Origin of the sequence: Paraburkholderia sp. CNPSo 3272 (assembly GCF_024206495.1) — a bacterium.
Classification (GTDB): domain Bacteria; phylum Pseudomonadota; class Gammaproteobacteria; order Burkholderiales; family Burkholderiaceae; genus Paraburkholderia.
Genome location: NZ_JAMBPQ010000004.1, coordinates 101538 through 121191 on the forward strand (window position 1 = coordinate 101538; position 19654 = coordinate 121191).

The 19654-nt window shown below is 65.4% G+C and carries 15 protein-coding genes; 10 read left to right on the forward strand and 5 right to left on the reverse strand.

Annotated elements, in window-relative coordinates; genetic code table 11:
• Nucleotides 1–8 precede the first annotated feature (8 nt).
• From hflC to M3I53_RS06745, 6 genes are all read left to right on the forward strand, one after another.
• Nucleotides 9–923 carry a protease modulator HflC gene (gene hflC / locus M3I53_RS06720; protein ID WP_254315189.1) on the forward strand — a complete coding sequence of 305 codons (915 nt, stop codon included), beginning with the start codon at nucleotides 9–11 and terminating at the stop codon, nucleotides 921–923.
• 47 nt (nucleotides 924–970) lie between these two features.
• Nucleotides 971–1162 (forward strand): DUF2065 domain-containing protein, encoded by a 192-nt coding sequence (locus tag M3I53_RS06725; RefSeq protein ID WP_028210024.1) that lies wholly within the window; start codon nucleotides 971–973, stop codon nucleotides 1160–1162.
• 121 nt (nucleotides 1163–1283) lie between these two features.
• Entirely contained in the window at nucleotides 1284–2435 is a 1152-nt protein-coding gene (locus M3I53_RS06730) for an ATP phosphoribosyltransferase regulatory subunit (protein WP_254315190.1), read from the forward strand.
• A gap of 179 nt (nucleotides 2436–2614) precedes the next feature.
• Nucleotides 2615–3961: an adenylosuccinate synthase gene (locus tag M3I53_RS06735; protein ID WP_254315191.1), complete on the forward strand. Its 1347-nt coding sequence runs from the start codon at nucleotides 2615–2617 to the stop codon at nucleotides 3959–3961.
• Nucleotides 3962–3984: 23 nt separating this feature from the next.
• Entirely contained in the window at nucleotides 3985–4554 is a 570-nt protein-coding gene (locus tag M3I53_RS06740; protein WP_028204126.1) for a phosphoribosyltransferase, read from the forward strand.
• A gap of 262 nt (nucleotides 4555–4816) precedes the next feature.
• Entirely contained in the window at nucleotides 4817–6703 is a 1887-nt protein-coding gene (locus M3I53_RS06745; RefSeq protein WP_254315192.1) for a potassium transporter Kup, read from the forward strand.
• A 98-nt stretch (nucleotides 6704–6801) separates the two neighbouring features.
• On the opposite strand, the gene M3I53_RS06750 is transcribed toward M3I53_RS06745, so the two are convergent.
• Nucleotides 6802–9159: a Tex family protein gene (locus M3I53_RS06750; protein ID WP_254315193.1), complete on the reverse strand. Its 2358-nt coding sequence runs from the start codon at nucleotides 9157–9159 to the stop codon at nucleotides 6802–6804.
• Nucleotides 9160–9353: 194 nt separating this feature from the next.
• Between M3I53_RS06750 and M3I53_RS06755 the strand changes: the two genes are divergently transcribed.
• The 3 genes from M3I53_RS06755 (at nucleotide 9354) to M3I53_RS06765 (ending at nucleotide 13023) form a co-directional block, all read left to right on the forward strand.
• Entirely contained in the window at nucleotides 9354–10364 is a 1011-nt protein-coding gene (locus M3I53_RS06755; RefSeq protein WP_302057590.1) for a colicin transporter, read from the forward strand.
• A 78-nt stretch (nucleotides 10365–10442) separates the two neighbouring features.
• Complete coding sequence (locus M3I53_RS06760) at nucleotides 10443–10676, forward strand: DUF465 domain-containing protein (protein ID WP_028204122.1); 234 nt, start codon at nucleotides 10443–10445, stop codon at nucleotides 10674–10676.
• A 76-nt stretch (nucleotides 10677–10752) separates the two neighbouring features.
• Nucleotides 10753–13023: an ATP-dependent DNA helicase gene (locus M3I53_RS06765; protein WP_254315195.1), complete on the forward strand. Its 2271-nt coding sequence runs from the start codon at nucleotides 10753–10755 to the stop codon at nucleotides 13021–13023.
• Between the two features lie 167 nt (nucleotides 13024–13190).
• Here the strand turns inward: M3I53_RS06765 and M3I53_RS38575 are convergent, their stop codons facing one another.
• Nucleotides 13191–13466 (reverse strand): hypothetical protein, encoded by a 276-nt coding sequence (locus M3I53_RS38575; RefSeq protein WP_375542475.1) that lies wholly within the window; start codon nucleotides 13464–13466, stop codon nucleotides 13191–13193.
• A 232-nt stretch (nucleotides 13467–13698) separates the two neighbouring features.
• Nucleotides 13699–14931 carry a cupin domain-containing protein gene (locus M3I53_RS06770; RefSeq protein ID WP_254315196.1) on the reverse strand — a complete coding sequence of 411 codons (1233 nt, stop codon included), beginning with the start codon at nucleotides 14929–14931 and terminating at the stop codon, nucleotides 13699–13701.
• A gap of 32 nt (nucleotides 14932–14963) precedes the next feature.
• Here M3I53_RS06770 and M3I53_RS06775 point away from each other — a divergent pair, with 32 nt between their 5' ends.
• The gene (locus M3I53_RS06775; protein ID WP_254315197.1) at nucleotides 14964–15509 is read left to right on the forward strand and encodes a peptidylprolyl isomerase; all 546 of its coding nucleotides are present in this window, start codon (nucleotides 14964–14966) and stop codon (nucleotides 15507–15509) included.
• Nucleotides 15510–15516: 7 nt separating this feature from the next.
• Here M3I53_RS06775 and M3I53_RS06780 read toward each other — a convergent pair whose 3' ends face one another.
• Both M3I53_RS06780 and mutS read right to left on the reverse strand, forming a co-directional pair.
• On the reverse strand, nucleotides 15517–16878 hold the full coding sequence (locus M3I53_RS06780; protein WP_254315198.1) for a hypothetical protein: 1362 nt from the start codon (nucleotides 16876–16878) through the stop codon (nucleotides 15517–15519).
• A 76-nt stretch (nucleotides 16879–16954) separates the two neighbouring features.
• Nucleotides 16955–19639: a DNA mismatch repair protein MutS gene (mutS, locus tag M3I53_RS06785; RefSeq protein ID WP_254315199.1), complete on the reverse strand. Its 2685-nt coding sequence runs from the start codon at nucleotides 19637–19639 to the stop codon at nucleotides 16955–16957.
• Between the last annotated feature and the right edge of the window lie 15 nt (nucleotides 19640–19654).

Genomic DNA, 19654 nt, shown 5'->3' on the forward strand with positions numbered 1-19654 from the left:
GCGCCGATATGAACAAGATCATTGCGCTCGTCGTTGCCGTCGTGGTTGTCGTGCTGGTTGCGTCGTCGGCCGTCTTCATGGTCGATCCGCGCCACGTCGCCATCATTTCTTCGTCGGGCGGGGCCAATGCCGCGCTCGCCGGGCCCGGGCTGCATGTGAAGCTGCCGCCGCCGTTCCAGACCGTCACGTTCATCGACACGCGCATTCAGGCGTTCGATGCGCCCGAAGCCGACCGCTATACGACCTCGGACAAGACCGAGCTGCTCGTGAACCCGGTCGTGCGCTATCGCATTTCCGATCCGCTTAAGCTCTTCGCGGCGACCAAGGGCGATGCGCAGACGCTTTCCGATCGTCTCGCCTCGCTGTCGCGCGACGCGCTCGGCGACGCGATCTCGAAGGTCACGCTCACCGAGGCGCTCGCGCAGCAGGAAGCGATCGCCAATGGCGCGCGCGACGCTCTGAGGCAAACGGCGGCGCCGCTCGGCATCGACGTGATCGCCATCGAACTCACGCGCGTCGATTACCCGCCGGAGCTGGCGCAGACGGTCTTCAAGCGCATGAGCGCCGCGCGTGAGCAGGCCGCTGCCGAGATTCGCGAAAAGGGCGCGGCCGAAGCCCAGCAGATCAAGGACGACGCGCAGCGCAAGCAGCAGGGCGTGCTGGCTGACGCCTACGCCCAGACGCAAGCGATCAAGGGCGAGGGCGACGGCCGGGCCGCCGCGATTGCCGCCGAGGCGTTCGGGCGCGACCCGGACTTCTACCGGTTCTATCAGAGCATGCTCGCGTACCGCGAGAGCTTCCGGCCCGGCGACGTCATCGTGGTCGATTCGTCGAGCGACTTCTTCCGCTTCATGCGTGGTCCGAACGGCGGCGCGACTAGCGCAGATAATGCTTCCGCTTCCGCCACCGCGCGCAAACACTAGACAAAACGAGACATACGCGCCGCGCACTGCGCGGCGTATTTCTTCGCATGGACATAGCTGGCTCCCTCTTGCTCGCGATCGCGCTAATGCTGATTATCGAGGGCATGTTCCCGTTCGTCTTTCCGACGGCGTGGCGTGACACATTCCGTAAAATCGCGGAACGGCCGCCGCATCACATCAGGATCGGCGGGCTCATCGTGATGGGGCTCGGCCTCGTCCTGCTGATGCTGGCGACCTGACGGCCTCGTGCCGCAGTCGCCCTCAGATGCGGTGTGCGATTGGCGTTTTTGACGGATTCCGAATTATCGGGCCGCGTGGTGTTCGGCCGCGCGCGGCCCTCATTGTGGTAGGACTCAATCGATGTCGACCTGGTTACTCCCCGAGAATATTGCGGACGTGCTGCCGTCCGAAGCGCGCAAGATCGAAGAGCTGCGCCGCCGCCTGCTGGACCGATTCCGCACCTATGGCTACGAAATGGTCATGCCGCCGCTGCTCGAGTATCTCGAGTCGCTGCTGGTGGGCAGCGGGCGCGACCTGAACCTGCGCACGTTCAAGCTCGTCGATCAGCTCTCGGGGCGCACGCTTGGCCTGCGCGCCGACATGACGCCGCAGGTTGCGCGCATCGACGCGCACCTCCTGAACCGTCAGGGCGTGACGCGCCTGTGCTACGCGGGCAACGTGCTGCACACGCTGCCGCGCGGTCTGCACGCCACGCGCGAACAGATCCAGACCGGTGCGGAAATCTACGGTCATGCGGGCCTCGAAGCGGACCTCGAAATCCAGCAGCTGATGCTCGATGCGCTGCGCCTCGCGGGCCTCGCGAAGGTGCGCCTCGACCTGTCGCACGCAGGTGTGCTCGCGGCGATCTTCGAAGCAGATCCGGCTGCGGCCGCTCTTGGCGATGCTTTGTACGAAGCGCTCGCTGGCAAGGACGTGCCGCGTCTCGCGGAACTCACGCAAAACCTTGGAGCCGCCACGCGCGATGCCTTGCGCGCGCTGCCGTCGCTCTACGGCGACGCGAGCGTGATCGACGAGGCGCGTACGCGTCTGCCGGCGCTACCGGGCATTGCTCGCGCGCTCGACGACCTCGCGTTCCTCGTGCGCGAGATCGAGGGTGCGGAACTCATGATCGACCTCGCGGATCTCGGCGGCTACGCGTATCACAGCGGCGTGATGTTCTCCGCCTACGTGGACGGCGTGCCGAACGCCGTGGCCCGCGGCGGCCGTTACGACAAGGTGGGTCAGGCTTACGGGCGTGCCCGCGCGGCAACCGGCTTCTCGCTCGATTTGCGCGAAGTGGCGCGTATTTCGCCGGTCGAAGCACGCAGCAGCGCGATCCTCGCGCCGTGGCGCCATGACGAAGCGCTGCGCACCGCGGTCGCCGCGCTGCGCGATGCGGGCGAGGTCGTGATTCAGGCGCTGCCAGGCCACGAACACGACATGGACGAGTTCGCGTGCGACCGCGTGCTGGTCGAGCGCGACGGCGTCTGGGTCGTCGAAAAGCGCGCCTGATACCGCACTCGGGCGGCCATTCGCGCCGCCCGGCAAGCCTGCGCGCGAGGGCGCCAAAGCACGCTTCACATCGCGCATGCCGTTGAGTGCAAAAGGAAATTCCCCGAATTTCGGGAAAAAAAGGCGGCCTTGCCGCTGAACCCAGGTAGAATACGTTTTTAACCAGCTAACGAAACACCATGTCTGCCAGCGCAGTGAATGTAACCCCGGGGCGCAATGTCGTCGTCGTGGGCACCCAATGGGGCGATGAGGGCAAGGGCAAGATCGTCGACTGGCTGACGGACCACGCTCAAGGCGTGGTGCGTTTCCAGGGCGGTCACAACGCCGGCCATACGCTCATCATCGGCGGCAAGAAGACCATTCTCCGGCTGATCCCGTCGGGCATCATGCGCGCCGGCGTCGCCTGCTACATCGGCAACGGCGTGGTGCTTTCCCCCGAAGCGCTCTTCAAGGAAATCGGCGAGCTCGAAGAAGCGGGCATCGACGTCCAGAAGCGTCTGTTCATCTCCGAAGCCACCACGCTCATCCTGCCGTACCACATCGCCATCGACCAGGCGCGCGAAGCCAAGCGCGGCGCCGCGAAGATCGGTACGACGGGTCGCGGCATCGGTCCGGCCTACGAAGACAAGGTGGCGCGCCGCGGCCTGCGCGTGCAGGACCTGTTCGAGCCGGAAACCTTCGCCGAGCGCCTGCGCGAGAACCTCGACTATCACAACTTCGTGCTTACGCAGTACCTGGGCGCGCCGGCCGTCGACTATCAGCAAACGCTCGACACGATGCTCTCGTACGCCGATCGTCTGAAGCCGATGGTCACGGACGTTTCGCGTCGTCTGTATGACGTGAACCACGAAGGCGGCAACCTCCTGTTCGAAGGCGCGCAAGGCACGCTGCTCGACATCGACCACGGCACCTATCCGTTCGTCACGTCGAGCAACTGCGTCGCGGGCGCAGCGTCGGCTGGCGCGGGCGTGGGTCCGCAAAAGCTCAACTACGTGCTCGGCATCACCAAGGCGTACTGCACGCGCGTCGGTTCGGGCCCGTTCCCGAGCGAGCTGTACGACGCCGACAACGCCGATCGCCAGGAAGAAGTGGGCCTCACGCTCGCGAAGGTCGGCAAGGAATTCGGTTCGGTCACCGGCCGTCCGCGTCGCACCGGCTGGCTCGACGCCGCCGCGCTGCGCCGCTCGATCCAGATCAATGGCGTGACGGGTCTGTGCATTACGAAGCTCGACGTGCTCGACGGTCTCGACGAAGTGAAGCTCTGCGTCGGCTACAAGGTGGCTGGCCAGGACGTGGACATTCTCCCGCGCGGCGCTTCGCAAGTGGCCGCGTGCGAACCGGTCTACGAGACGTTCGAAGGCTGGAACGAAAGCACCATCGGCGTCACGCAGTTCGACGCGCTGCCCAAGAGCGCGCAGGCGTACCTCACGCGCGTGCAGGAAGTCGCCGGTGTGCCGATCGACATGGTTTCGACCGGCCCGGATCGCGACGAAACGATCCTGCTGCGTCATCCGTTCAAGGTCTAAGTAGCAAGAAGGCAGAAGCAAAAATGATTCAAATGATGGACCCGCGCAACGACGAAAAGAATCTGTGGGTCGGCTGGGACGAGTATCACCGGCTGATCGAACTGCTCGCGCTCAAGGTGCACGAGTCGCGCTGGAAGTTCGACCAGATCCTGTGCCTCGCACGCGGCGGTCTGCGCGTGGGCGACCAGCTCTCGCGCATCTATGACCTGCCGCTGGCGATCCTCGCAACCAGCTCGTATCGCGAAGCCGCCGGCACGGAGCAGGGCGAGCTCGACATCGCGCAGTACATCACGATGACGCGCGGTCACCTGGAAGGCAACGTGCTGCTCGTCGACGATCTCGTCGACTCGGGCGTCACGCTCGCACGCGTGCAGGAGCATCTCAAGGAGCGTTACCCGGCCGTGACCGGCGTGCGCTCGGCGGTGCTCTGGTACAAGGGCTGCTCGAAGGTGACGCCGGACTATTTCGTCCAGCATCTGCCGACCAATCCGTGGATCCACCAGCCGTTCGAGGAATGGGATACGGTGCGCCCGCACAATCTCAGTGCGTGGATCAAACGTGGTCTGCAGCGAGCGCAAGACGCGCAGAAGTAACGAAGGGGCAGTGCCGCCGCCGGTGTTCCCACATCCCGCCGTGGCCAGATCCAGCAACGGAGCCTTCATGGCTCCGTTTTTTTTGTGAGTCGCCCACCGATTCGCCGGCGGCGGCGCAGGCAGGCAGACGACATCTGGGGCCAGTGCTAAACTGCGCGGGGACAGCGGGATGTCGCAGTGCCGCGACGACCGCTCGGTTTCCGCCGCAGCCCGGTTTAGAATAGCGCTCGTTTTTTCCGCCTCGCAACGGATTACCGCGTATATGACAACTAGCACACACGTGGCCAAGCAGCCGCTACCTTCTCTCGCCGTAGCGGCCATCGGCGTGGTGTTCGGCGACATCGGCACGAGCCCGCTGTATTCGCTGAAAGAGGCGTTCAGTCCGGCGCACGGCATTCCGCTCAACGAGACGTCCATCCTCGGCGTCATCTCGCTGCTGTTCTGGGCGATCGTGATCGTCGTGAGCGTCAAATATGTCCTTTTTGTGATGCGTGCCGACAACAACGGCGAGGGCGGCGTGCTCGCGCTCATGGCGCTCGCCATGCGCTCGTTCAATCGCAAGAGCAAGGCTGCCGCGCTGCTCACGGCGCTCGGCATCTTCGGCGCGTGCATGTTTTACGGCGACGCGGTCATCACGCCAGCCATCTCGGTGATATCGGCGGTGGAGGGCCTCGAGATCGCCGCGCCGAAGCTCGCGCACCTCGTGCTGCCACTCACCATGGTGATCCTGGTCGCACTGTTCTGGATCCAGCGTCACGGTACGGCGCTCGTCGGGCGCCTGTTCGGGCCGATCATGGTGCTGTGGTTCATCACCATCGGCGTGCTTGGCGTTTCGCGCATCGTGCAGGCGCCGGGTGTCATCGCTGCGCTCAATCCGTACTATGCGGTCGCCTTCATGGGCGCGCATATGCTGCAGGCCTACGTGGTGCTCGGCTCGGTCGTGCTGGTGCTGACCGGCGCGGAAGCGCTCTACGCCGACATGGGTCACTTCGGCGCGCAGCCGATCCGCTACGCCTGGTACGTGCTCGTGATGCCCTCGCTCGTGCTCAACTACTTCGGGCAGGGCGCGCTGCTGATGCAGGACCATCGCGCGATCGAAAATCCGTTCTTCCTGCTCGCGCCAGAGTGGGCGTTGCTGCCGCTCGTCGTGCTTTCCACGGTGGCGACCGTGATCGCTTCGCAGGCCGTCATCTCGGGTGCGTACTCGCTCACGAGCCAGGCTATCCTACTTGGCTACGTCCCGCGCATGAAGGTGCTGCACACGTCGGACCTCGCCATCGGCCAGATCTACGTGCCGGTCGTGAACTGGATGCTGCTTTTCATCATTCTGTGCATCGTGGTCGCCTTCAAGAGTTCGGACAATCTGGCCGCCGCATACGGTATCGCCGTGACCGCGACGATGGTGATCACCACGGTGCTCGTCGCCGTCGTGATGACGAAGGTGTGGAAGTGGAACAAGGCGCTCGTCACCTGCATCATCACTGTGCTGCTGGCCGTCGATCTGGGCTTCTTCGGCGCGAACCTGCTGAAGGTCGAGGAGGGTGGCTGGCTGCCGCTCGGCATCGGTGCGCTGCTGTTCTTCCTGCTGATGACCTGGTTCAAGGGCCGCATGATCGTGAAGGAGCGCACGGCCGCCGACGGCATTCCGCTCATGCCCTTCCTGCAGGGGCTGCTCGCGCACCCGCCGCACCGCGTTTCGGGCACGGCGATCTATCTCACGGGGAGCGAATCGCTCGTGCCGGTTAGCCTGCTGCACAACCTCAAGCACAACAAGGTCCTGCACGAACGCACGATCTTCCTCACGTTCGTGATTCGCGACATTCCGTATGTGGTGGATGCGGAGCGCGTGACGGTGAAGGATGTCGGCGGCGGGCTCTATCTCGTGCAGGCCGATTACGGCTTCAACGAAACGCCCGATGTGCAGGCGGTGCTCGACGACATTTCGCGTACCCACAACATGACGTTCGAGATGATGGACACGTCGTTCTTCCTCGCGCGCGAGACGGTTGTGCCGACGCAGCTTCCGGGTATGTCGATTTTCCGCGAACGCGTGTTCGCGTGGATGCATCAGAACGCCGCGAAGCCCACCGACTTCTTTAGCATTCCCGCAAACCGCGTGGTCGAACTCGGGACGAAGATCGAGATCTGATTGCGTCGTTTCGACCAGTAAGAAAGGCACCTCCAGGGTGCCTTTTTTGTTGCACGCGCAACGTGAGCCGTTGCGGCCCGCGTCGCGTCATGCGGGCATCAGCGTTGCTTGAGCTTCGCGAACGCCGCCGCCATCGCGCCCCCCGGTTCCGCATCGCGCGAACGCTGGCCGCCGCGGTTGTCGCGATTGCCACCGCCGCGGTTGTCGCGATTGTCGCGGTTGCCCGACTGACCCGCGCCGCCGCTGCGCGTCGCGCCGGCGCTCGCGGGGTCGTCGTCCAGACGCATCGTGAGCGCAATGCGCTGACGCTTCATGTCGACGTCTAGCACCTTCACCTTCACGACCTGGCCGGCCTTGACGACTTCGTGCGGGTCCTTGATGAACTTCGTCGACATGGCCGAGACGTGCACGAGTCCGTCCTGATGCACGCCCACGTCGATGAATGCGCCGAACGCGGCCACGTTCGTCACGACGCCTTCGAGCAGCATGCCCGGCACGAGGTCGGACACTTTCTCGACGCCATCGCGGAACGTCGCCGTCTTGAACTCGGGGCGCGGATCGCGGCCCGGCTTTTCCAGTTCGCTCAGGATGTCGCGCACCGTCGGCAGACCGAAACGTTCATCCACGAACTCGGTGGGCGCCAGGCCCGAGAGCGCTTCGCGGCTACCGAGCACCTCGCCGATCGTACGCTTGATCTTCGCGAGCATGCGCTCGACGACGGGGTACGCTTCCGGGTGCACCGACGAGCGATCGAGCGGGTTGTCGCCGCCGTTGATGCGCAGGAAGCCGGCGGCCTGCTCGAAGGTCTTGTCCCCCAGACGCGGCACCTTCTTCAGATGCTCGCGCGAGGGGAACGGGCCGTTCGCATCGCGGAAATCGACGATGTTGCGCGCGAGCGTCGAGTTCAGACCCGACACGCGCGCGAGCAGGGCGACGGAGGCCGTGTTCGCATCGACGCCCACCGCGTTCACGCAGTCCTCGACCACGGCGTCGAGCGAACGCGCGAGTTCGCGCTGGTTCACGTCGTGCTGGTACTGGCCCACGCCGATCGCTTTCGGCTCGATCTTCACGAGTTCGGCGAGCGGGTCCTGCAGACGGCGCGCGATGGAAACGGCGCCGCGCAGCGACACGTCGAGCTCGGGAAATTCCTTCGCAGCCAGTTCGGACGCCGAATAAACGGACGCGCCGGCTTCGGAAACCACGATCTTCTGCAGCTTCAGTTCGGGATGCTTCGAGATCAGCTCGCTCGCGAGCTTGTCGGTTTCCCGCGAGGCCGTGCCGTTGCCGATGCTGATGAGTTCCGCTTGCGTCTGCGCGGCGATGCGCGCGAGCTTCGCGAGCGAGCCGTCCCAGTCGCGGCGCGGCTCGTGTGGGTAGATCGTGTCGGTGGCGAGCAGCTTGCCCGTGCGGTCGACCACGGCGACCTTCACGCCCGTGCGCAGGCCCGGGTCGAGGCCGATTACGGCCTTGGGGCCGGCCGGCGCGGCAAGCAGCAGATCCTTGAGATTGCGCGCGAACACGCGGATCGCTTCGTTCTCCGCCTGCTCGCGCAGGTTGGTGAGCAGCTCGTTTTCGATGTGAGGCTGCACCTTCACGCGCCAGCACCAGCGGCAGACATCGGAGAGCCATTTGTCGGCCGGGCGATTCTGGTTCGCAATGCCGAAGTGGCGCGCGATCATCGCTTCGCCCGGATGCGGCACCTGCGTGTCCAGCTCGCCGCCAAGGCCGAGCTTGACCATCAGCACGCCGGCGTTGCGGCCGCGGAACAGCGCGAGCGCGCGGTGCGACGGCACGGTCTTGATGGTCTCGGAATAGTCGTAGTAGTCGCGGAACTTCTCGCCTTCCTCGTTTTCCTTGCCCTCGACCACGCTCGACATCACCACGCCCTGGTTGTGCAGCCAGTCACGTAGCTTCCCCAGCAGCTCGGCCGTTTCGCCGAACTGTTCGGAGAGGATGTCGCGTGCGCCGTCGAGCGCCGCCTTGACGTCGGCGACACCCTTCTCGGCGTCCACGTACTGCGCGGCTTGCGTTTGCGGGTCGAGCAGGGGGTTCGCAAGCAGCGCGTCGGCGAGCGGCTGCAGCCCGGCTTCGCGCGCGATCTGCGCGCGCGTGCGGCGCTTGGGCTTGTAGGGCAGATAGAGGTCTTCGAGAACCTGCTTGCTGTCGGCCGCTTCGATGGCGCTGCGCAATTCGTCGGTGAGTTTGCCTTGTTCCTCGATGCTCGCGAGGATCGCCGCGCGGCGGTCCTCGAGTTCGCGCAGATAGAGCAGGCGCTCTTCGAGCGTACGCAGTTGCGTATCGTCGAGATTGCCCGTGACTTCCTTGCGGTAACGGGCGATGAACGGAACGGTCGAGCCTTCGTCGAGAAGCTGCACGGCGGCTGCGACCTGGCGCGGCTGCACGCTCAGTTCAGTGGCGATACGCTGGACGATCTTGAGTGCTACGGTTTCCGTCATAGGGTCTGGATATTCCTGCGAGGATCGGATTGCGGGTCCGGGTTTGCGGTCCGGCGGCCGGTGCGGGCTCGAGCGCCCGGGGCGCCCAGTGTCCTGAAAAGGCACCTTGCCGGGCGCGTCCGCCGGCCGGTGGAGCGGGGCATTTTGCCATAAATGGCCGAGCGCTCAACCCGGGGGGTGTTAGAATTTCCCCCATGTTCCGCTGCCCACAGAAGACGTTGACGACCTCCCGCTTCTCGCCTGATTTGCCCCTTGCCCGGTTTCGCACGCCTCATGGCGTCACTCGGCGGTTCCCCGCTCTTGGGGCAATTTGTGCCGTCGCGTTGAGCCTTGGTGCGAGCGTTCCGGCCCTCGCGCAGGCCGTCGGGGTGTCAGGGCCGCTGCAGCAGCGAGGCGCGGCAACCGCGCCGTTGCAGCCGGCGGTTTCGGGCAACGCGCCGCTCGCGGCGTCTGATGCGGCTGGGGGTGCTGGCACGCTACAGTCGCAGCAGAGTGATTTCGACGCGCGGCAGCAGGTGCTGGACCGTCGTACCGCGGAGAACGACTACCAGTTTGCAGTCGCGCAGCACAACTGCTACAGCACGTTCTTCGTGAATCATTGCGTCGGCAAGGCGCGCGACAAGATGCGTGTCGTGCAGGCCGATATCCGTCGCGAGCAACTGGCGCTCGACGACGAAAAACGTGCCGCGCATGCACAGCAGCGCGACCAGCAGGCCGCATTGCAACGCGCGCAGGACGCAGCCAATGCGCCGCAGCGCGCTGCCAACGAAGCGGCCAGCGCGCAGGCGTTCGAACAGAAGCAGCAGCAACACGCGCTCGATCAGGCGCAGCGCGAGGCCGAGGCGCCGCAGCGTGCGGCGAACGAGCAGGCGTATCAGGAAAAGCAGAGGCAGCATGCGCTGGCTCAGGCACAGCGCCAGGGCGAGCAATCGCAGCGCAACGCGAACCAGGCGGCGTACGACCAGAAGCAGGCGAACTACCAGAACCAGCTCGACGAAGCGCGCCGCCAGGGCGAGCAAAAGGCTCAGGAACGCGCCGACAAGGCCCAGCGCTACCAGCAGAAGCAGGAAGACGCGGCGAAGCACAAGGCCGATGTCACAGAGCGTCAGAAACAGGCGGCCGAGAAGGCGCAGCAAAAGCAGCAACAAGAAGAACAGCAGAAGCAACAGGAAAAGCAGCAGCAGGAAGAACAGCAGGACCAGTAGCACGATTTTTCAGCCGGACTGCAACCTCAGGCGCGTCGTCCTTCGCAAGCGCGCGCCGCATATGTCGAGGAGGCGAGCATGCGCGAGCATCGTGAAGTCAAGACCGAGGTCCTTCGTGACCGCATTCTGCAACTGGAATCGGAACATGGCGATCTGGACCGCCTGATAGACAGGATGTCCGACACCCCGGACTATGACGATCTCGAACTGCAGAGGCTGAAGAAGCGCAAGCTCAAGGTCAAGGACAACATCCTCCTGCTGCAACTGCAGCTGGACCCCGATTCAACGAAGACTTCGGACGGGCACGCCTGATTCCGGGTCCTGGCAGGCGCCGGGGCGCGGCAGTCGGCGCGTTGCGCCGTTCCGGACCGAGCAGGAACCGCTTGCCTTGAATTCAACGACCGTTTCCCGTTCCCGGCCCGCGCGCGAAGGCGGCGCGCCGGAGGCCGACGCGCGCGCGGCGCAAACAACCGCTGCACCCACGTTGAGCGCACGCCGCGCCGCCGAGCTCGAGGAGCTCTTTGCGGCCGACGGGTTGCTCGCCCGCGAGATCGACGGCTATCGGCCACGCGCTGCGCAGATCGAAATGGCGCGCGCGGTCGCGGCCGCGATGGAAGCTGCCGCGCAATCCCTGCCCGACCCCGCGGCGTTCGAACTCCAGTCGCGCCCGGCGCGGCGGGTCGAGCGTGGTGCGCCGGCGCAGCCCGCCGCCGAGGAAGCGGCGCGCGCCGCAGCCGGGAACGGCGACAACACGCTGATCGTCGAGGCGGGCACGGGCACGGGCAAGACCTATGCGTACCTCGTGCCGGCCATGCTGTGGGGCGGCAAGGTGGTCGTCTCGACGGGCACGAAGCATTTGCAGGACCAGCTCTTCGCGCGCGACATTCCTACCGTGCGCGACGCCTTGGCAGTGCCCGTGAGCGTGGCGATGCTCAAGGGCCGCGCCAACTATCTGTGCCACTACTACCTGCAGCGCACGGCCGACAACGGCCGGCTGCCGTCGCGCCAGGAAACCGCGTATCTGCAGGAAATCGTGCGCTTCGCGAAGATCACGCGCTCGGGCGACAAGGCCGAGCTCGCGAGCGTGCCCGAGACGGCGGCCGTCTGGTCGATGGTCACATCGACGCGCGATAACTGTCTGGGCCAGGAGTGCCCGCATTACAAGGACTGCTTCGTGATGCAGGCGCGCCGCGAGGCGCAGCAGGCCGACATCGTGGTGGTGAATCACCATCTGTTCTTCGCCGACATCATGCTGCGCGACACCGGCATGGCCGAACTGCTGCCGAGCGCGAATACGATCATCTTCGACGAAGCCCATCAGCTGCCCGAAACGGCAACGCTCTTTTTCGGCGAAACGCTCTCGACTGCACAGTTCCTCGAACTCGCGCGCGATTGCGTGGCCGAAGGTCTGAGCCACGCGCGCGACGCGGTGGAGTGGGTCAAGCTCGGTGCGGCGCTGGAGCGCGCTGCGCGCGACGTACGGCTCGCGTTCAAGGAAGACTCGCTGCGGCTTTCGATCACGCAGTTGCCCGAGGATCACCCGCTCTTCGATGCACTCGACGCGCTGCAGACCGAGCTGGGCGCGCTTGCCACGGCACTCGCGGGGCAGGCCGAGCGTGCCGAATCGATTGGCGCGTGCCTGCGCCGCGCGCGCGAGCTGCAGGGCATCCTCGCGGGTTGGACCGCGCCGCAGGGCGCCGCGCCGGCGCGCGAAACGCGCGAGGCCGACGCGGACGGGCAGAACGAAAAGGCTGACGCGCCGGACGACGCAGACGAGAAAGTCCGCTGGGTCGAGGTGTTCTCGCACACGGTGCAGTTGCACGAAACCCCGCTCTCGGTAGCGCCGATCTTCGCCAAGCAGCGCGCCGGTGTGCCGCGCACGTGGGTCTTCACGTCGGCCACGCTTTCGGTGCGTGGCGACTTTACGCACTACGCGGCGCAAATGGGCCTCAGTTCGCGCCGCTCTATGACGCTGCCGAGCCCGTTCGACTATCCCACGCAAGGGCTGCTTTACGTGCCGCGCAACATGCCGCAGCCGTCGTCGCCGCAGTTCACCGACGCGGTGTTCGATGCGGCGTTGCCGGCGATCGAGGCGTCGGGCGGCGGTGTCTTCATGCTATGCACGACGTTGCGTGCCGTCGACCGTATTGCCCAGAAGCTGCGCGACACGATCGAGGCGCGCGGCTGGAACACGCCGCTGCTCGTGCAGGGCGACGCGAGCCGCACGGAACTGCTCGAGCGCTTTCGCGCCTATGGCAATGCGATCCTCGTGGGCAGCCAGAGCTTCTGGGAAGGAGTGGACGTGCGCGGCGATGCGCTCTCGCTCGTGGTCATCGACAAGCTGCCGTTCGCACCGCCCGACGATCCCGTGCTGGCGGCGCGCCTTGATGCGCTGGCGAAGAAAGGTCTTAGCCCGTTCGCCGTCCATCAGCTCCCGCAGGCGGTGATCACGCTCAAACAGGGCGCGGGGCGACTAATCCGGGCGGAAACCGACCGCGGCGTGTTGATGATCTGCGACACCCGACTCGTCGACAAACCGTATGGACGACGTATCTGGCAAAGCCTGCCGCCATTCAAGCGGACGCGGGAGATCGAAGTGGTGCAGGCGTTCTTCGAAGAGAAGAACGAGAAGGCAGGGGAGCCTGGCGAAGCGCACTGAGCTTCGTGTGCACTGCATAACAAAAAAGCCACGAACCTGAGTTCGTGGCTTTTTCGCTTGCCCGCCGTGTGTCTAAAGCGCGTTTGACGCAAGCAAAAGACCGTACGGCGATTCGCCGCGATGCCCACCGGGACCGAGGTCCCGGGCGAGCGTCGCGCGAACGCAACTTACTGGCTTGCGCCCGAAGCAGCAGCCGGAGCCGAAGCGCCTGCGTCCGAAGCAGCAGCGCCAGCGTCCGAAGCAGCAGCGTTAGCCGAAGCAGCAGCGTCGCTCGCAGCAGCAGCAGCGCCCGAAGCAGCAGCTGCCGAATCCGAAGCAGCAGCAGCCGGTGCCGAAGCAGCAGCAGCATCGCTAGCCGGCGCAGCAGCTTGGTCGCTGCTCTTGTTGCACGCAGCGAGTGCAACAGCTGCCAGCAGGGATGCTACGAGGAGGGATTTCTTCATGATCACGTCCTTTTATGGTTAAAGGTAAGCAACAGCGCAAAATAATACCGGTAAATGTGCCCCAACACCGACCTGAGCCGCTGGTGGAGACGCACTGCAAGAGCGTGAATCTTCCCTACGGCCTGGCCGGAAATTATAGGCACTTTCGTATCGACCGTCGACAAATCCGGGGACAATACGTTGTCTTTCTCATACAAGCACTATTTTAGTACGGTATAACAGTCCGAAGCGCTTAGGCAAGCACCCCGGTCCGAATCCAGCCCGCACGATACCACTCGTGTAGCAACGCTGTCACACACGAATCGTGTGAGAGTGTTACAAAGCGTTTCCCGTCCATAGAGCGCCTGTCGGCCAGTGCCGGCAGCCACTTTCTTGCCTCTTTGAGCAAGTACTGTTCCCCATTCAGGTAATACGACCGCGAATCGTAAAGCAGGATCGTCCTGCGGTCGAGTGTTATCCCATTTTTTGCCGCTTGCGCAACGAAACGGGCTTCGTCGAGCGCTTTTTCCGGGGCGTCGAACACCACATTGGCTTTCGGTTCGGACAGCCACGAGCCCACGAACGAGGAGACGTCGGCGTCGCTCCAGCGCACTTTAGCAAGCACGTCGCCAACACGCTCCACGAGTGCCGGGGGAAGCTGCGCCGGGTGCGCCACGGCCGGCTGGCCGGGGTCGCGGTACAGCGTGGGCTTGCCGTCGCCGTTATCGGCGCCGCGCTCGGCGAGCCAGTAAAGAAACTGGCTCGTCAATTCGTTGGTGGAAGGAGAACGAAAGCCGATCGAGCACGTCATGCATTCGCCTTCGGCGATGCCGTCGTGGGCGATGTGCGGCGGCAGGTACAGCATGTCGCCCGGTTCCAGCACCCACTCTTCCTCAGGCTGGAAATTCGCGAGAATCTTGAGCGGCAGGCCTTCCTGCAGCGAGAGATCGCGTTGCGCGCCAATACGCCAGCGGCGCTTGCCGTGCACCTGGAGCAGGAAGACATCATACGAATCGAAGTGCGGACCGACGCCGCCGCCGTCCGATGCGTACGAGATCATGAGGTCGTCGAGCCGCGCATCGGGCGCGAAGCGAAAGCGCTCGAGCAGGGCGCGCGCGCGATCGTCATGCAGGTCGGCGCCCTGCACGAGGAGCGTCCACTGGCGGGTCTTCGGTGTAGGCAGTTCGTCCGGCGAGAACGGGCCGTGTTCCAGCGCCCAGCGGCGGCGAAAATGTGTGATGAGACGCGACTCAACATCGTCGTTGTCTGCGAGCGCGAAGAGGGCTTCGCGCGAGAGCGGCGCTTCGACGTCGGGAATCGCCTGGCGGATCAACAGCGGCTTTTTCTGCCAGTATTTGCGCATGAACTGCGCCGGCGTCAGGCCGCCCAGAAGCGGCGTGGCAACATCGGGCGCGGGGCATGCCAGGGGGAGGGAGGCGCGCCGCTTGCGCGCGTCCACCGGGTGGTCTGGGGACCGCTTCGGCATCGTATAATGTGGTCTGTAATCTGGAGGAACGAATGAAAATTGCAAAGGACACCGTCGTGTCGGTCGCTTACAAGCTATCGGATGCGCAGGGCAATCTGATTGAGGAAAGCGACGAGCCGATGGTCTATCTGCACGGCGGCTATGATGGCACGTTCCCCAAGATCGAGGAAGTGCTGGACGGGCAGGAGCCGGGCTTCGAGACCCAGGTCCAGCTTGAGCCGCAGGACGCTTTCGGGGAGTACGATCCCGAGCTCGTGAAGATCGAGCCGCGCAACCGCTTTCCCGAGCCGCTCGAAGTCGGCATGCAGTTCGAAGGCACGCCCGAAGAAGGCGACGAAGACCTCGACACGCTCATCTATACGGTCACGGACGTCGCTGAAGACAAGGTCGTGCTCGACGGCAACCATCCGCTAGCGGGCATGGCGCTGCGTTTCGCGCTGACGGTCAAAGAAGTGCGCACCGCTACCGAAGACGAAATCGAACATGAGCACGCGCATGGCGCGGACGGCCTCGAAATCGTCGACGAAGACGAAGAAGACGACGGCGACGAAGGCGCCTCGAAACCCACCCTGCATTAAGCGCGTCTCAGTGCGCGAAGCCGCCTGAAGCCGGTGCGCCGGGCGGCTGCAGCTGATCAGGCGGCTGGCTATTGCCGCCGCTGTTTCCACCCTCCAGGCCGTTCTGGCCGTTCGCATCGTTCCGACCTTTTAGACCATTCTGGCCACCCTGCGTGGGCCACGCCGGCATCAGCACGCCGTTGCCGGCCGGCGGCAAGCCGGGAGGCACGGCGGTTCCAGATGCGCCAGGCGACGCGGGCGCGACGTCGGGCGACTGAGGCATGCCGGGAATCTCGGTCACATCCGGCATCGATGACACTTCGGGCATTTCCGGCATCGCGGGCGACGACCCGGCGCCAGGCGTGTACGGCGACGGCTGCGTGGGCAACAGCGGCAGATGCTTCGGAACATCGTGCACGCTCACGCGCAGCGGCGTGCGGCGCGCCATGTCGGCGTCCACCTGCAGCCATTGCGTGAGCGGATCGCGCAGTGAGAACGCGATGCGCGTAACGTTTTCTATCCTTGTTCCCTTGTCGTTACGCAGCGGCTGATCGATCGTGAAGCCATGTGCGAGCTTCGAGTCGTCGGCATTCACGATGATGATCTGGCCGCGGAAAATCTCGGCGAGCTTCACGAGGTTGCGGCGCAACTCGAGATAGCCGTCGCGCGGCGCACGGTGAAAGCGCAGCCACGCGAAGCGGTCGGGGCGCTCGTAATGCTCGGGCATCGCGTTGCCTTGCATGAAGATGACGATCGCGCGCGCGTTGCGGCGTTTCGCATACTCGGCCGCATGTTCGAGCCAGAACCCGTTGGCGATCACGCGGTCTTCGAACTCGCCGTTGCGCCCGCCCGCATTGAGATAGTGATTGTTGCCGTCCGGCGCGTTCAGCCCGATGAACACGGTGTCTCCGAGTTGCCAGCGCACGTTTTCCCGATACGGCCGGAAGCGCGAGACTTCACTTTCGCGCGTGAGCGTCAAGGGGGTTTGGCCTAGCGCGTTGGGATCGGAGAAAAAGTTCTGGCGCAGGAAGTCGAGTCGCTCAGCGGGATCGTAGGCGCCCGATCCGTTCATGCCACAGGTGACCCAGTCGCGTTCGCCGGGCACGAACACGATTGGCGCACGTGAGGCATCGACCAGGTCGTGACGGCGCTCGTAAAGATGGTCGGCACAGGTTTCGTGTGCGCCTTTGAGATTGCCGTCGTAGACCGCGAACGCGATTTGCGGATCGCGCCCGATGGCGTCGATGAGCCGCTGCGCGGATGTTTCCTCGGACTGCGAGGTGAGCGCGTTCGCCACGACTGCGAAGGCATAGCGCGGCGCCTGCGCGAATGCCGCGAGCGGCGAACCCAGCGACGCAGCCACCATCAGCGCGCACGACGCACGGCGCATTGCTTTCAGATAGCGCGAGCGGGAACTGCCGCAGTCCGCCCGTTGCGGCGGCCGCGGCGGCGTCGCGAGGCGACGCTCAGCGTTTGGCGTCCGGCGCCGTGGCCAGCTCATGCAGTTCGTACAACAGGTCGAGCGCGTCGCGCGGGCGCAGTTCGTTCGGATCGAGTTCGCGCAGCCGCTGTGCAACGAGCGATGCGCCACGATCTTCCTCGACCGGCGCGGCGCGATCTTCCACGAAGGGTGCCTCGTCGTCGTAATCGGCGGCGGGCGTGGCAAAGAGGTCGAGTTGCGGCGTGGGCTGCCCCGCCGACTGCTGCTCCAGATGCACGAGATGCTTGCGCGCTGCGCGGATCACGGCGGCAGGTACCCCCGCGAGCTGCGCGACCTGCAGGCCGTAGCTCTGGTTCGCCGGGCCTTCCTGCACCGCATGCAGGAAGACGATGCCGTGCCCATGCTCGACGGCCGAAAGATGCACGTTCGCCGCCTGCGCAAATTCGGCCGGCAGTTGCGTGAGCTCGAAGTAGTGCGTGGCGAAGAGCGTGTGGCAACCGTTGTGCGCGAGCAGATGCCGCGCGATGGCCCACGCGAGCGCGAGGCCGTCGAACGTCGACGTGCCGCGCCCGATCTCGTCCATCAGCACGAGGCTTTGCGGCGTGGCGTCGTTGAGAATGGCCGCGGCTTCGGTCATCTCGACCATGAAGGTCGAGCGGCCGCCCGCGAGGTCGTCTGCGGCGCCGATGCGCGTGAAGATGCGGTCGATCGGCCCGAAGCTCGCGCGCTTTGCCGGCACGTAGCTGCCCACGTAAGCGAGCAAGGCGATGAGCGCGGTCTGCCGCATAAAGGTCGACTTACCGCCCATGTTCGGGCCGGTGATGAGCAGCAGCTTGCGCTCGGCCGAAAGCAGACAGTCGTTGGCGATGAACTGCTCGACCTGCGCTTCGACCACGGGATGGCGGCCTTGCTCGATTTCGATGCCGGGCGCCTGCGTAAACGCGGGCGCGTTCCAGTCGAGCGCGCGGGCGCGTTCAGCGAACGCGGCCAGCAGGTCGAGTTCCGCCAGTGCGCCGGCCACGCGCTGGCAATCGGGAATGAACGGCAGCAGCGACTGCAGCAGTGCGTCGTAGAGCGCCTTTTCGCGCGAAAGCGCACGTTCCTGCGCCGACAGCGCCTTGTCTTCGAACGTCTTCAGTTCCGGCGTGATGTAGCGCTCGGCGTTCTTGAGCGTCTGGCGACGGCGATAGTCGTCGGGAACCTTGTCGGTCTGACCGCGTGTGACTTCGATATAGAAGCCGTGCACCCTGTTGTACTCGACGCGCAGATTGCCGATGCCCGTGCGTGTGCGCTCGCGCGTTTCGAGGTCGAGCAGGAACTGACCGCAGTTCTCGGAGATGTCGCGCAGTTCGTCGAGATCCGCGTCGTAGCCGCGCGCGATCACGCCGCCGTCGCGCACCATCGCCGCCGGTTCGGGCGCGACGGCGCGTTGCAGGAGCGCCGCGCACTCCGCGGGCGGTTCGAGCGCCTCGGCAATGTCCGCAAGCGACGTGGCCGCGCCGCTTGCGGCGGCGACCTGTGCGCGCAGCGCGGGCAGCGCGGCAAAGGTGTCGCGCAGGCTCGACAGATCGCGCGGGCGCGCGGAAAGCAGAGCGAGGCGCCCGGTAATGCGTTCGACGTCCGCGATCTGGCGCAAGGCGCCCCGCAACGTATCGACGCTCGCGTGCGGCGGCGCCTCGAGCAATGCGCCGATGGCCTGCTGGCGCATTTGCGCGATCGCGGCTTCGCGCGGCGGGTGATGGAGCCAGTGACGCAGCAAGCGGCTGCCCATGGCCGTGCTGCACGTGTCGAGCAGCGAGCAGAGCGTGGGCGATTCGGTGCCGCGCAGCGTTTCCGTGAGTTCGAGGTTGCGGCGCGTGGCCGGATCGAGCCCGATGTATTCCGATTCGGCTTCGACCTTCAGGCTGCGCACGTGGCGCAGTTGCTGGCCTTGTGTGGCCGCCGCGTAGAGCAGCAGCGCGCCCGCCGCGCCGCATGCGCTCGTGAGTGTTTGCGCGCCGAAGCCGTCGAGGCTTGCCACGTCGAGCTGGTCACACAGGCGCTGCTTGCCCGAGCCGACGTCGAAGTGCCAGGCCGGCACGCGTGTGAGCGCGCCCGAACCGGCGGGCGGCGCCCAGGCAGCGGTTTCCGCCGGCATTTCCGCGACGAGGATTTCGGCAGGCCGAATGCGCTCGAACGCCGTGGCGACCTGTTCGGGCGCGACTTGCGCGAGGCGCAAGGCGCCGCTGGCGAGATTGAGCCACGCGAGGCCCACGTTGACGGTCACGCCGCGCCGGTTGTGGCCGGGGCAAACCGCCATCAGGTAGACGTCGTTCTTGTCGGAGAGGAGCGCTGCGTCGGTCAGCGTGCCCGGCGTGACCACGCGCACGACCTTGCGCTCGACCGGACCCTTTGAGGTGGCCGGGTCGCCGATCTGTTCGCAGATCGCCACCGACTCGCCCAGCTTTACGAGCTTCGCGAGATATTGCTCGACCGCGTGATGCGGCACGCCCGCCATCTTGATCGGATTGCCCGCCGAGGCCCCGCGCTGCGTGAGCGTGAGGTCGAGCAGGCGCGCGGCCTTCTCGGCGTCTTCGAAGAAGAGCTCGTAGAAGTCGCCCATGCGGTAGAACACGAGCGTGCCCGGATGGTCGGCCTTGATGCGCAGGTACTGCTGCATCATGGGAGTGTGTTGCGCGATGTCGGCTGCGCCTGCGGTGTGTGTAGCCATCCTCGGTATCTTGCC

Bases quoted from the DNA above. Each gene is read 5' to 3' on its own strand.
- hflC (WP_254315189.1), top strand. From the start codon at position 9: ATGAACAAGATCATTGCGCTCGTCGTTGCCGTCGTGGTTGTCGTGCTG.
- M3I53_RS06725 (WP_028210024.1), top strand. From the start codon at position 971: ATGGACATAGCTGGCTCCCTCTTGCTCGCGATCGCGCTAATGCTGATT.
- M3I53_RS06730 (WP_254315190.1), top strand. From the start codon at position 1,284: ATGTCGACCTGGTTACTCCCCGAGAATATTGCGGACGTGCTGCCGTCC.
- M3I53_RS06735 (WP_254315191.1), top strand. From the start codon at position 2,615: ATGTCTGCCAGCGCAGTGAATGTAACCCCGGGGCGCAATGTCGTCGTC.
- M3I53_RS06740 (WP_028204126.1), top strand. From the start codon at position 3,985: ATGATTCAAATGATGGACCCGCGCAACGACGAAAAGAATCTGTGGGTC.
- M3I53_RS06745 (WP_254315192.1), top strand. From the start codon at position 4,817: ATGACAACTAGCACACACGTGGCCAAGCAGCCGCTACCTTCTCTCGCC.
- M3I53_RS06750 (WP_254315193.1), bottom strand. From the start codon at position 9,159: ATGACGGAAACCGTAGCACTCAAGATCGTCCAGCGTATCGCCACTGAA.
- M3I53_RS06755 (WP_302057590.1), top strand. From the start codon at position 9,354: ATGTTCCGCTGCCCACAGAAGACGTTGACGACCTCCCGCTTCTCGCCT.
- M3I53_RS06760 (WP_028204122.1), top strand. From the start codon at position 10,443: ATGCGCGAGCATCGTGAAGTCAAGACCGAGGTCCTTCGTGACCGCATT.
- M3I53_RS38575 (WP_375542475.1), bottom strand. From the start codon at position 13,466: ATGAAGAAATCCCTCCTCGTAGCATCCCTGCTGGCAGCTGTTGCACTC.
- M3I53_RS06770 (WP_254315196.1), bottom strand. From the start codon at position 14,931: ATGCCGAAGCGGTCCCCAGACCACCCGGTGGACGCGCGCAAGCGGCGC.
- M3I53_RS06775 (WP_254315197.1), top strand. From the start codon at position 14,964: ATGAAAATTGCAAAGGACACCGTCGTGTCGGTCGCTTACAAGCTATCG.
- M3I53_RS06780 (WP_254315198.1), bottom strand. From the start codon at position 16,878: ATGCGCCGTGCGTCGTGCGCGCTGATGGTGGCTGCGTCGCTGGGTTCG.
- mutS (WP_254315199.1), bottom strand. From the start codon at position 19,639: ATGGCTACACACACCGCAGGCGCAGCCGACATCGCGCAACACACTCCC.